Origin of the sequence: Mucilaginibacter myungsuensis, from assembly GCF_015222005.1 — a bacterium.
Classification (GTDB): Bacteria; Bacteroidota; Bacteroidia; order Sphingobacteriales; family Sphingobacteriaceae; genus Mucilaginibacter; species Mucilaginibacter myungsuensis.
In genome coordinates this window covers 72,662-85,611 of the sequence record NZ_JADFFL010000008.1, presented here as the reverse complement: position 1 = coordinate 85,611, position 12,950 = coordinate 72,662, and the positions used below count along the sequence as shown (strand labels likewise).

The 12,950-nt window shown below is 46.0% G+C and carries 13 protein-coding genes; 5 read left to right on the top strand and 8 right to left on the bottom strand.

Going from position 1 to position 12,950, the window contains the following annotated elements; translation table 11 throughout:
* Positions 1-4: 4 nt before the first annotated feature.
* Positions 5-316, bottom strand: a complete 312-nt coding sequence (locus tag IRJ16_RS18325; protein ID WP_194113094.1) for a hypothetical protein — start codon at positions 314-316, stop codon at positions 5-7.
* A 185-nt stretch (positions 317-501) separates the two neighbouring features.
* On the opposite strand from IRJ16_RS18325, the gene IRJ16_RS18320 reads away from it, so the two are divergent.
* The 5 genes from IRJ16_RS18320 to IRJ16_RS18300 all read left to right on the top strand — a co-directional run bounded on the left by IRJ16_RS18320 (position 502) and on the right by IRJ16_RS18300 (position 6,389).
* Positions 502-1,017: a DUF2975 domain-containing protein gene (locus IRJ16_RS18320; protein ID WP_194113093.1), complete on the top strand. Its 516-nt coding sequence runs from the start codon at positions 502-504 to the stop codon at positions 1,015-1,017.
* A gap of 2 nt (positions 1,018-1,019) precedes the next feature.
* Positions 1,020-1,226 carry a helix-turn-helix domain-containing protein gene (locus IRJ16_RS18315; RefSeq protein ID WP_194113092.1) on the top strand — a complete coding sequence of 69 codons (207 nt, stop codon included), beginning with the start codon at positions 1,020-1,022 and terminating at the stop codon, positions 1,224-1,226.
* Positions 1,227-1,304: 78 nt separating this feature from the next.
* Positions 1,305-2,174 (top strand): ABC transporter ATP-binding protein, encoded by an 870-nt coding sequence (locus IRJ16_RS18310; RefSeq protein WP_194113091.1) that lies wholly within the window; start codon positions 1,305-1,307, stop codon positions 2,172-2,174.
* Between the two features lie 2 nt (positions 2,175-2,176).
* Complete coding sequence (locus tag IRJ16_RS18305; RefSeq protein ID WP_194113090.1) at positions 2,177-5,362, top strand: ABC transporter permease/M1 family aminopeptidase; 3,186 nt, start codon at positions 2,177-2,179, stop codon at positions 5,360-5,362.
* Positions 5,363-5,402: 40 nt separating this feature from the next.
* A complete protein-coding gene (locus IRJ16_RS18300) occupies positions 5,403-6,389 on the top strand; it encodes an FAD:protein FMN transferase (protein WP_194113089.1) in 987 nt (328 codons plus the stop codon).
* 145 nt (positions 6,390-6,534) lie between these two features.
* Here the strand turns inward: IRJ16_RS18300 and IRJ16_RS18295 are convergent, their stop codons facing one another.
* From IRJ16_RS18295 to IRJ16_RS18265, 7 genes are all read right to left on the bottom strand, one after another.
* Positions 6,535-8,730 carry a PepSY domain-containing protein gene (locus IRJ16_RS18295; protein WP_194113088.1) on the bottom strand — a complete coding sequence of 732 codons (2,196 nt, stop codon included), beginning with the start codon at positions 8,728-8,730 and terminating at the stop codon, positions 6,535-6,537.
* A gap of 8 nt (positions 8,731-8,738) precedes the next feature.
* Complete coding sequence (locus tag IRJ16_RS18290) at positions 8,739-9,227, bottom strand: DUF2271 domain-containing protein (RefSeq protein WP_194113087.1); 489 nt, start codon at positions 9,225-9,227, stop codon at positions 8,739-8,741.
* A 5-nt stretch (positions 9,228-9,232) separates the two neighbouring features.
* Positions 9,233-10,783, bottom strand: coding sequence for an ankyrin repeat domain-containing protein (locus IRJ16_RS18285; RefSeq protein ID WP_194113086.1), 1,551 nt, complete (start codon positions 10,781-10,783; stop codon positions 9,233-9,235).
* Between the two features lie 185 nt (positions 10,784-10,968).
* Positions 10,969-11,532, bottom strand: coding sequence for an aminoacyl-tRNA hydrolase (pth, locus tag IRJ16_RS18280; RefSeq protein ID WP_194113085.1), 564 nt, complete (start codon positions 11,530-11,532; stop codon positions 10,969-10,971).
* Positions 11,533-11,630: 98 nt separating this feature from the next.
* Positions 11,631-11,981 (bottom strand): type II toxin-antitoxin system RelE/ParE family toxin, encoded by a 351-nt coding sequence (locus IRJ16_RS18275; RefSeq protein WP_194113084.1) that lies wholly within the window; start codon positions 11,979-11,981, stop codon positions 11,631-11,633.
* A complete protein-coding gene (locus IRJ16_RS18270) occupies positions 11,974-12,189 on the bottom strand; it encodes a hypothetical protein (RefSeq protein WP_194113083.1) in 216 nt (71 codons plus the stop codon). Before IRJ16_RS18270 ends, IRJ16_RS18275 begins: the two co-directional genes overlap by 8 nt.
* 101 nt (positions 12,190-12,290) lie before the next feature.
* A complete protein-coding gene (locus IRJ16_RS18265; protein WP_194113082.1) occupies positions 12,291-12,878 on the bottom strand; it encodes a 50S ribosomal protein L25/general stress protein Ctc in 588 nt (195 codons plus the stop codon).
* Positions 12,879-12,950 lie beyond the last annotated feature (72 nt).

Below are 12,950 nucleotides of genomic sequence, written 5' to 3'. Positions count from 1 at the left end.
GGGATCAACCTTTACGGCCCACTAACGGCAATACCACATAAGTGACCAGCAAGTGAGCCACTAATGAAAGTGCAAAAGTAAATACGAGTATGTAGACCTGCTTTTGCAAACTATCGAAATTATCCAGCACGCCGGATCGGCCCGTGCCTTGGTAAAGGCCCGCCAAAGCAAACACCACAATGCCTGTTAACCATAAGGTAAGGTGCGAGTAGAAGTAACGTGTTTTCTCTAAAGCCGATCCTTTGAACGATAGCACCAGCAAAATAACATGCGCTAAGAACAGCGCGGACGCGATAATGGTCAGTATATAAAACATTCCTAAAAGTAGTCTACAGTTTTTAAAAAGTCAAGTTTATTGTCATGTAAAAGCAATAAAAACTTGCCGACGGATGGTGCAAGGAGTACCAACAAACCAATATCGATGAATTTTTCAATAATTAATTATCGTTTTACAATAATTAATTATTACGTTTGCGATGTAAATCACAAACTTTGTTTTCCATGAGGTTAGTTCGTATCATTTCGGCAATTGCATTTTACCTGACCAGGATATTATCTGCAGGTTATATCCTGACCACGCTGCATTTGCTTATTTCGGTCATTTTTACGTTGCCCACGTTAAAAATGTTACCGCAAAACCGTTTTGCTATCTGTTACCCCTTCACGGATAAGCCCTTTTTGTTAGGATCGGTCTACGAGGCAAGTTACATTGCCGAGATGGTAATGGTGATCGGGTTTTACGGCCTGTTCTTTTGGTTATTAGGCAACGTATTCAAAACCTTCAGGCAAACCAAGTTATTTACGGTTCAGGGTATCCGCCACCTTAAGCTGTTCTACATCGCCAACCTGATCGTTTGCCCCATAATGTTCGCCATTTTGGGGATATCATCGCAAGAAGATCTTCCGTATGGGGTAATGGTAACGGCGCACATAATTATGGGCATATTTGCGCTCTTTATTGCTGCCATATTTCAGCAAGGGGTTAATTTACAAAAGGATCAGGACCTATACATATAACCATGCCGATAGTAGTGAACGTTGATGTGATGCTGGCCAAGCGCAAAATGCAAAGCAAGGAACTGGCCGAGCGGCTGGACATTACCCCGGCCAACCTCTCTATCCTGAAGACGGGCAAAGCCAAGGGTATTAAGTTTAACACTTTAGAAGCCATTTGTAAGATACTGAACTGCCAGCCCGGCGATGTGCTGGAATATGTAGAAGAGTAACTCACAACACTATTTATTGAACCTAAAAAACGCCCCCGCAAGGGAGTGCGGGATTGTATTGCCTAAATTTTTAAGACCATGCATCAGTTATCCATCCAAAATTTACAAAAGACCTACGCCAACGGCGTTAAGGCGATCAACAATATATCGTTAGCGATAGGCACCGGCATATTCGGCTTACTTGGCCCGAACGGAGCGGGGAAATCATCATTGATGAAGACCATTGTCGGTTTGCAAAAACCGGATAGCGGTCAGATCACGTTCAACGGTGCCGATGTGCTGGCCGACCCTACTGCCGTTAAAAGACACCTCGGCTTCCTCCCGCAGGACTTTGGCGTGTATCCTAAAACCTCGGCTTATGACCTGCTGAACCACTTGGCCATACTAAAGGGAGTTACCAACTCTGCCGAACGCAAAGAACAAATACTGGCGCTATTGGATAAAGTGAACCTCTATCAGCACCGCAAAAAAGAGGTCCACACCTTCTCAGGCGGGATGCGACAGCGATTTGGCGTGGCGCAAGCTCTGTTGGGCAACCCCAAGATCGTTATCGTTGATGAGCCTACCGCGGGGTTAGATCCCGAAGAGCGTAACCGCTTTAACAGCCTGCTAAGCGAGATAGGTGAGGATATCATTATCATCTTATCCACTCATTTGGTGGAGGATGTCCGTAATCTGTGTTCAAAAATGGCTATCATGAATAACGGCACTGTTTTAGCCCAAGGCAACCCCGAGGTCCTGATAGCCCAACTGGATGGCAAGATCTGGCAAAAACAGGTGACCAGATCGGAGTTAAAAACCTACAAGCAGGACCATACCGTTATATCGTCGCAATTCATCGCAGGTAAAATGAGTATCCGTTTATCGGGCGATCAAGGCCCGGACAGTTTTATATCCGTAGCGCCCACTTTAGAGGATGTCTATTTCGCAACCCTAAATCAGGACTGATCATGAAAGCGATATTTTTATTCGACATTAAAAGCTACGGCAAACGTTGGGGCTTTTGGCTGATGCTGACGCTTACCATCGTATTCGGGATATTCGGAGGGCAGAATGCGCGTTTCTCCGTCAGTGATGAACTCTTTGATAACTCCCCCTATCAGATCAGTTTTATCACGACATTGATCAGTCTGATCACCTTGCTCTTCAGCACATTGTTCGCCGCGCAATTACTGTTTAAAGAGAGCGACAGCAATTTTAGCCAAGTGCTATTTAGCATAGCGTTAAGCAAAGGGAGCTTTGTCGCCGGCAGATACTTGGCTTTGCTCAGTTTGAGTTTTGGCTTAACTCTGTTACTGCTCATCAGCTTTTTTATTGGACATGGCATGGCAAACCCGGCAGGTAAGGTCACCGGGTTTAATTTAGCCTGGTACATAGCCCCGTTCATTTATTTCGGGTTGATCAATACCCTATTCGTTACCGCCGTACTTAGCGCGGTTGCCTGGCTCGGTCGCAACAAATTACTGGTTTACGTGAGCGGCCTGATGCTGTACATTGTTTACATGATCATGCTGATCTATTCCGGCTCGCCTATGATGGCACAGAGCATGCCACAGTCGGAGCGCTCGCAATTGATCGCGGGTATCATCGACCCTTTCGGTTTCTCGGCCTTCTTTCATCAAACGGCGCAATGGTCAGTGCCGCAGCGGAATAGCGAGGTGGTATCTTTAACGGGTATATTTCTGTACAACAGATTGGGGATTGTTCTGCTATCTATAGGCTTGTTGTTCATCTGCGCTAAGAAATTCTCTATAGATACCGCTAAACGCAAAAAAACACAAGCCCGGTCATTTGAAGAACCTGCTACCGTAAGCACCTATCACCCGGTCGCAACATCCAACACCACGAATGCCCAATGGCAAGCGCTCCTATCTTTTATAAAAATGGACCTGACCTGGATCCTAAAAAGCATACCCTTTATACTGACCGCCATGGCCATGCTATTTATGGTGGGCATGGAACTTTATGCCGAGATAGAGAAAGGCATCCGAATCCCTCAAAAATATGCCAACTCGGGGCTGATGGTCAGTACTATCATACAGAACTTCCACGCCCTTGGAATGATCGCTTTGATTTACTACGCACACGAATTATTTTGGCGAAGCCGCAACGCTAATTTTCACCTGATAGAAAATAGCACGTCCAATACACGGACAAGTTTTTATGCTAAGTGCCTATCCTTAACTATTGTGCTGGTATTGTTCACGCTTCTTATGATCGGCGAAGGGGTCCTTTTTCAGTTGGCTTACAACTACCTGCATATCGAGTGGTGGGTGTATGCCGACGTATTCCTGTTCAATACTTTCCCGCTGATCTTGTTGTGCGTGACTATCATGCTGATACAAAAATGGATCAATGCTAAATACGCAGGTTTGACGGCCACGATCGTATTCGTTGTGCTATTTGCTACCACATTGGGTAAAAAGCTGATCAGTTACCCCTTGTTGAAATTCCTGCAGCCATTTGCCGGGGATCATAGCGATATGAACGGCTTCGGCTCTTATACCTGCGCTTATGCCGAACGGTTACTATTCGGGGCAATATTGATCGGCCTGTTAGTGGCGCTATCGCAAACAAAGAAAACCGGATCAAAATTGATGCCGATAATGATCGCGCTATTTTTAATAGCAGGCACGATATTCACCGGCACCGACCTCATCAGCAACTACCAACCGCAAAACAAGAACGCCGGGCTGCAAGCCCAGGCCAATTATGAGCGCGACTACCGCAAATATCAAAACCTTCCGCAACCGACCATCACCGACGTAACCACGACGATCGATCTTGATCCGGAACAGAACGCATATCGCATCTGCGGGAAGTATATTTTAGTGAACCGATCCGCGGCAAAGATCAGCAGCATTTTACTGGGTCTTGATGATGACATGAAGGTCGCCAGGATGACCTATCGTAACGGAAAAGAAAGCGTCGATGTAAGGCAACACCAGCAACTTATCCAACTGCAAAATCCCCTGCTCCCCGGCGATACGGCTACGCTCAACTTTGATATCAGTTATAAATGGTATGCTGTTAACGGTCACAAGTCGTTCAATGCCATAGTAGATAATGGTGCCTTTATGCGGATCAGCAGGTACTATCCGCAATTGGGCTACAATGCCGGGATGGAGATACAGGATGAGCACCAACGTAAACTATTCAACTTGGGAAAAGCGACGGTGATCCGATCTTTAGATGCTCCCAAGTCAGCTATCGACGACTTTATCAATTTAGATATGACCGTATCTACATCGGCAAACCAAACCGCTATTGGTGTAGGTGAATTGTTTAAAGCATGGAAAGATAAAGGCCGTAACTATTTTAGGTACCGCACAGGTTCGCCCATACCATTCCGGTTCGCAGTGTCATCTGCCAAATATGCCATCAAACAAGAGCTTTACAGAGGTAAGAGGTTCGAGATCTATTATCATCCCGCACATCCGGAGAACGTGGATCACCTGCTGAAGAATGCCAAACTAACCATGGACTATTGCGAAAAGAATTTTGGATCTTACCCTTTTAAGACCATCCGCTTTGCAGAGATATCGTCTTTCACTAAAGGCTTCGCGGCGACGGCTTATCCGGCTACGATCTACATGGCCGAGGACATAATCTTCCACGCCAACATCAAAGGCGACCGACAACAGGATGTGGTGAATGAATTAGCCGGGCACGAACTATCGCACCTTTGGTGGGGCAACAGCCAAATAGACCCTGACGACAGAGAAGGTAGTCCTCTGTTGACAGAAACCTTAGCCATGTACACCGAGATGATGCTGCTTAAACAGATGTACGGTAAAGAAAAGATGCTTGACCGCTTGCGGATGCACCTTGGCATTTACCTGGACGAGCGTGGCTTTAACACCGAGCGACCGCTTTATAAAATGCTTGGCGAGGATACGCATCTCTCCTACTCTAAAGGCGCGGTAGTGATGTATCAATTGAGCCAACTGGTCGGAGAGGATAAAATGAACCTGGCCTTGCGCAATTTCTTGGCTAAACTTAAATACCCGAACGCCAAGCCCATCAGCACGGATCTGCTGGATGAATTTTATAACGTGGCTGATAAAAAAGATCATCAACGCATCCGCGATATGTTCACTAAAACGGGAGGTTTAACTACTCAGGATCTTAAATGATGACGATCTGTTTACCCGCGTTCGGTTATCTTTGCAATGCATGAAAAATGTGGCGATACTCCTCTTCCTGATCTGTAGTTTCAACGCATCGGCACAGGTGCTCCGCAAAAAGACCACCATGCTGATGGGCGGCCGTTTTGAGATCACCATTGTAGCTAAAGACTCGGCCACCGCGGCAAGGAATGTGGACAGTTGCATTGCCGAGATATCAAGGATAGAGTTCCTGATATCCGATTGGAAGCCTGCTTCACAGGTATCGCAAGTGAACCAGAACGCGGGTATTAAACCTGTTAAGGTAGACCGTGAGGTTTTTGAACTGACCCGACGGGCCATTGCACTATCAAAGCTGACCAACGGTGCTTTCGATATCAGCTTTGCAGCAATGGACAGGATATGGAAATTCGACGGTTCAATGACCGAGATGCCATCGCCCGAGGCTATTAAAAACTCGGTGGCCAAGGTGGGGTATCAAAATATTATCCTTGATAGCATTAACTCTACCATCTTTTTAAAACTGCCGGGTATGAAGATCGGTTTCGGTGCTTTGGGCGAGGGCTATGCTGGCGACCGATGCCGCGACATCATGGTTGCCAAAGGCATTAAAGCCGGACTGATCAACGGAACCGGCGATATGCGTACCTGGGGCAAACAACCCAACGGCAAACCCTGGACCATCGGTATCACCAACCCTTTTAAAGCCGACACTATATTTGCCGTAGTGCCGTTGCGCGAGAGTGCCATTGTAACCTCAGGTAGTTATGAAAAATTTGTGGAGTTTAACGGCAAGCGTTACGCGCACATTATTAACCCTAAAACGGGTTATCCATCCACAGGCCTCACCAGCGTAACCGTATTTGGTCCGAGGGCAGAGGTAGCTAATGGTTTCAGTACATCGGTGATGGTGCTGGGCAGGGATGCCGGTTTAAAGCTGATCAGCAAATTCCCTAAGTATAGCTACATTATGATCACCGATAAAGGGCAGATCATTGCATCAAAAAAGCTTGGGTTGAAGCAGCCCAAGCTTTAAAAGTTCAACAAACAATGTCATCCTGACGAAGGAAGGAACTTCGCTACGATGCAATTCCGGATATGCAGGTCCGATATCGATCGTGGAGAAGGTGCTTCGTTCCTCAGCATGACATGGTTGATGAGGTGTTGAGAGGTCGCCCTATTCAATAACAATCCATCAATATCCTACCATGCGATTGATAGTAACTCAACGGACTATCAGTAGATGTGGTACAGATCTTCTCCAATAAATTCAATACATCTTTTTGCATGGATAGTGATCCGCATATCATCAGGATACCGTCATTCTGTAGCGTTTGAGCGATAAGTTTGCTATCGGCCTCTAATTGGTGGCTCACGTATTGCTTGTTGCCCTCGCGGGATAACGCAAGGTTCAATTTCGCCAACTTTCCTGCCGATTCCTGTTCGGCCAAGAAATCCTTGTATCCCTCAAACGATGCGCTTTCGCGAAAACCGCAATAAAGGTGAATCGGCAATTGAGCATCGTTCTGGCTGATCATACCCAAGAACGGCGCGATACCTGTTCCGTTGGATATCATCACTACCGATGTCGCCTCTTCAGGGAAATGGAAATGCGGGTTGTCTACAATGCGTGCTTTAAATGTGCGTCCTTTTTCTAAACCGTGCAGATAGCTTGAGCCTAAACCATGCGGGTGCAGGCGTACGCTCAGCTGTATCTCTTTACCTACCACACCTATCGAGTACAGACGTTCGCGGTGATCATTAGCCGGGTAGATCGCCAATAAGTCGCCGGATGTTACTTTGGCGCGGGTCGGGGTTTTTAGGCGGATCCGGAATGTTTCCCCTTCTGCCGTAGCTGTATTAGTGGTGACGGTTAATTTTTTAAGATCCTTAGGTGTTTGGGCAGATATGCCGGTCAGCAGGTCGATCTGTAACTCGGTCTGTTGCGACCATGCCTCGGCCCAAAGAGCTATTTCGGATGGTTCTTTGTCGTTTACGGTATGGATGTCGGTCAAGGCCTCGGCCCATTCCTGGTGGCTCAGCAATTGGTTAACCTCGAAGGCAAACTGGCAAAAATCCGGGTAAGCATGCGAACCGAAACCCAATACCGAATATTGGATCTTTTGCTTTTGCGGATACTTCGGCAGTAGCTTAGTGAACTTGGTAGCGTTCGGCGGGGCATCGCCTAAGCCGTAGGTCGATGTCATCACCACTAAATGGTTAGCTTTCGGGTACAGGCCGTATTTATCCAACTCTGTCAGGTAAACACTTTTACCTTGCGCGATCAGTTCCTGACTTAATGCGTTGGCGTAGCGGAAAGTAGTGCCACTCTCAGATCCCACCAAAATAATGTATTCGGCTTCGTCGGCTTTAAATTTGTTCTTCTCGGCTTTGTTACTGAGACGTTTAAAGGTCATCACAAAACCCGACCAAATAAAGAACAGGATATTCAGCGCGCCGATGGCCAGGACTACGGCCCAAATAGCATTAGTACGGCCGGTATGCAGGTCCAGGCTTAACTCGGCCAGTATAGTCGTTGTTGGATATTTAATATCGGTCAGTAATTCGCCGGTGAATTGGTTGACGATGACTTCGCGATCTTTCAGTTTCAGTTTATAATGATCCTCCGGGAAATCAGAGAACGGGAATTCTACCGATTGCACGTCCGCTAAAAGCGTTTGTTTAAATATCGGGAACTCAGCAGGTTTTATCTGCGGGTCTTCTTTAATGTTGTCGATATCCACATTGTGCTTCGCCTTAAACTCGGGGATGATGTGGAAACGAGACAACGATAAATAAGTGCCTGTTAACGATATCAGTATGATGGGGATCAGCATTAAACGGCCCAGTACCACATGCCAGTATTGCGCGAAGTTTTCGTTTACGATCTTTTTGAAAAAATGCTTAACACCCTGTTGCCGCTGGATGATCAGCACCGTACCCGATACGGCGATCAGCATCAACAAGAAAGCCGTCACACCCATAAAACCACGACCTAATTCGTGCAGGAACAGCGAGCGGTGCAAGCTGGTTGTCCATTGAAAGAACTCATTCGTTGGTGGTATATTGCCTAAAATCTTGCCGGTAGTGGGATCAACATAAGCGTTTATCTTTTTGTTATCAGCATCAGTACCTTTAAGGGTAACGAACTGATTGGCATCCACCGTAATATCGGTAGCGCCGGGATATGCTTTGCGCAGTGCAGGGAGCGCTTGCGCAAGGGTGACCTTGTCAAATTCTTTGGCTCGGTAGGCGGGCATCTTTTCGCTGACGGGCTTAAAGGCCAGGATAAAACCCGTGATAGCCGCCAACGCTATAAAAAGGAAAGAAGATACAGCCAGTGCTAAGTGGCTGTATCTCCATACGGATATCGTCATAGATAAAATTAGTTAGCGCTGAAGCGCACATAACGGATGTAACCTTTGTCGCCGTCGGTCTTAGCGCCAAGGGCTTCAGTGGTCAGTGGGATCTCCACATCTTTAATGTGATAAGGTTTGTCCTCAACCGCGCTCTCGAACCTTAGGGTGTAACCCGCGTTCAGTTTCGCGGTCTCTATCTCAATGGTGTTAACGCTGCGGTCGCCGCCGGTAACAGATGCACCGGTAATAGCGCTCAGGTTACTTGGCTTTTTGGTGTGGAACTTGTACCACTCCTTCATGCTTTTATACCATTTTTTGTCGTCGCCTAAAACGTACAGGGTCTTTTCGTATTCGCCTTTAGGGTCAACCAGTGATATCACTATGTAAGCGCCGTCGCCCATGTAGTTGGTCATCTGGATCATGCATTTGTATTTGGTAGTTTGGGCAGATGATCTGGTGCTTGCGGCAAAGATCAGGGCCATTAATAGTAAGCTTACTTTAAAAAAGCGGTTCATTGATATTATTTTAAGAAAGTAACAGAAACTTGTTTTTTGGTCAGGGCCTCGTTCTCGGTAGCAAGATCAAAGGCGGTCTCTTTGAAGCTGGTACCAACCTCTTTTTTAGCACCGATAGATAATAGATATTTCAACAACACGTCGTCCTTAGCGATCATAGCCGCTTTGTGCAATGGGGTGATGCCTTCTTTATTTTTAGCGTTCACGTCTACACCCATTTCCTGGATCCGTTTTAACAGGTCTACATTGTTTTTAAGGACCGCAACGTGGAATAAGGTGTTGCCACCTGCTTGCGGAGCAGTGATGTTCAAACCTTTGTCTTTCAATAATTGCAGTTTAGTAGCCAATACGTCCTCCGGACCGGGACCAGCCGGGGCTTGCATGCCACCTCTGCCGGCCACTGGCGGGCGGTAAGCATCTATCAGGTAATAAGCCAGGTTATTGCCTTTAGTATCTAACACCTTAGCATCAGCACCTTTGTTCAACAACAGGGTGATCATCTCAGGCGTGTTGCTGCGGGCAGCCATAGTTAAAGCTGTTAAGCCTTCTTTATTGGCTTGGTTGATGTTCTTCACTTTAGATGCCAAAAAGTCGATCAGTTCTTTGTCACGGCTGCTTGCAGCGGCAATGATGAACGGTGTGTTGCCATCTTCATCGGCCAGGTTAATGTCGGCACCTTTAGCCAGGAAGTAGTTGATCACAGCTAACTGGTTAGGCTTACGTACAATGTAATGTAAAGCATTTTGACCGGTCTTGTTCACCGCGTTAGCTTTAGCTCCGGCACCATCTAAAAATTGGTAGATCGCCAGCGGGTCAGCCACAGTCTCCGGAACAGCGGGACCACCTCGACGGGCACCACCGCTTTGGGCAGCCAGGATCATAGCCGTTGCAGGGACGGTAACACCACGCTTAACCAATGCTTTCATTTGCTCTACGTTACCACCACGGGCGGCGTAGTTAAAAGCGTTGTTACCGGCTTTGTCTACACTTTTAATATCCAGACCTTTGCTGACGAAATAATCGGTCAATTTAAGGTCTTTATCGTTGCTGATAGCTAATAATAATACGTTTGCACCTTCGCTGTTCACTTCTTTCTTTAGGTCGACACCTTTGCTGGCCAACAGATCGTAAGCAGCGGTGTTGGTCACGCCCGCACCAGCGGCGAAAGTTAAAGGTGTAGCACCATGCGAATCCACAAAGCTTAGTTTTGAACCTTTGCCGATCACATATTCCATGATCTCGGTATTGCCACGATAAGCAGCCCAGTGCAGGTAGATACGGCCATCATGGGTCAATTTGGATACATCGTTACCTTTTTGATCGATCAGATATTTAACGGTAGCATTTGGTGCTGAAGCATTGATAGCCAAAACAACAGGATCGAATGCGTTAGCATTCAGTTGCGATGGATCTGCGCCCTTTGCGATCTCGGCTTTAACAGCCTCTACCTCGGGTTTGCCTTGCCAAAAAGTTGATTCGAGCAGGGTGTTAGTTTGCTGCTGAGCTTGTGCCCCCAGCGCTAACACCATTGTAATTGCAGTAAGTATTCGTTTCATATCACTAATTGATGTTGATAAATTTTAAGAGCGCACGAAGTTAATAAGAATTAGTCTAAATAAGGATATGTAACAGCGAAATTATAGAGGAAATAGGTGTTAAAACCTATAATTAGCATACTGACAGACCAATAGGGCACAAAAAAGCCGCCTCGATGATCATCGGGCGGCTTAACGAAAAGCTTTTATTTATTATTGAACTTCGTCATGGTCAACTCTGTGCCGATGGTCGCGAAGCTTTTAATGATCTCTATCGAGCGGTCGATCATACCGGGGATGGCAGGTAGTTCGTCATCGTCGAACCCGCTTAACACGTAGTCGACCTGACGGCCCTTAGGGTAATTATCCCCTACCCCAAAACGCAAGCGGGAGTATTGGTCGGTACCCAAGGTCATTTCGATATGCTTTAAACCATTATGACCTGCGGCGCTGCCTTTGGGTTTCAGGCGCAATTTGCCGAATGGGATGGCGATCTCGTCGACAATGACCAATACATTCTCTAAAGGGATCTTCAGATCCTTCATCCAATGGTTAAGCGCTTTGCCGCTTAGGTTCATGTAGGTGGTTGGTTTGATGAGGTGCAAGGCACGGCCTTTATACTTCATTTCGGTATAATAAGCCAAGCGCATATTACTGAACTGCAAGCCTTCTTCTTTAGCCAAACGATCCAGCACCATAAAACCAGCATTGTGCCGCGTATCGGCGTATTCGCTGCCGATGTTCCCTAAACCTACTATCAGATATTTCATAAACCCCCAGCCCCTAAAGGGGAGCCATTTTCGAATTGCAATTATACAAAAAAAGCGATGAGCCTAAACCCATCGCTTTTATCATCGGATCCGCGTTTTTAAAACCCTTCTTCCTCTAAAATACTTTTCAGCTTCTTTAAGGCATCTGCTTTTGTTACAGTTGACCTTTCTGACTTATCGTATATATACATTAACAATACATCGGTACCGCTCTCCGTTTTTAAGATCTGGAAGTAAAGAACCCTAAATGAGCCGCTTTTTCCTTTACCTTTGCTTGCATCAGCCAAACGGATCTTATAAATACCAGCCCCATACGGCACGCCTTTGTAAGGATCAGTGGTCAATTCACTGATCAGCTGATCTACAGATATTTTAAGGGTAATGTATTTCTTAAGGAGTCTCTTAGCTTCTCGTTTGAAAGCTTTTGAGATGAATACTTGATTAGTCATTCCAAAGTTCAGAAGCTGGTATTGGTTTGATCAATCCTTTTTTAATTTGAAGTACTTCACGGAAAGACTCTTGCAACAACTCAAACTCCTCTTGAGTAAGGTCGTCATCATTTTCGACAGACACACTTCCTCCAGCCTCTTTTATCAAATTAGAGATAACTGTCATTACATCTTTAGCATCATCAGGAAGTTCTACCGTCAGTGTCATGGCTAATACTATTTGATATAAAATTACAAAAACCGTTCCTATAAAACAAAAAAAGCGATGAGCCTAAACCCATCGCTTTTCTTACCTCAGTAAAGTACTGATTACTTTTTACCGCCTTTAGCTGCTTCTTGCTCTGCTTGACGCAATGCACGTGAAGTGGTGATAGAAAGGATAGTATCTTCAGGAGTGTTAGTGATGGTCAAGTTCTCCACGCTGACCTCACGTACACGTACAGATTTACCTACCTCTAAACCTTCGATGCTAACTTCGATAGTGTCTAAGTGATCTTTAGGTAATGCTTTAACACGTAATTTACGTAGTTTTTGCACTAATTTACCACCCATTTTAACACCTGGCGAAGTACCGGTCAAAGTGATAGGGATCTCGATAGTAACTGGCTTTGCTTCGTCCAACAGCAAAAAGTCAACGTGCAGGATCTGCTCTGTCAACGGGTGGAACTGAAGATCTTTAATGATAGCTTGTGATTTTGCACCGGCAATGTCCAGGTCAATAAAGTGAACATTAGGCGTGTAAACCGCCGGTCTCAGATCAGCTGCAGATACTGCGAAGTGGCTTTGTGTAGGCCCTCCGTAAAGAACAGCAGGTACCAAACCTTGGTAACGCAGCTCCTTAGCATCCCTTTTCCCTACGTTCTCTCTTAGAGAACCGCTAATAGCAATTGATTTCATTTTTTTTTGTTTATTGTTACTTCACGGGCCATAGATCCTTGTTCTAATTGATCTTACTTACCATAAACTCTT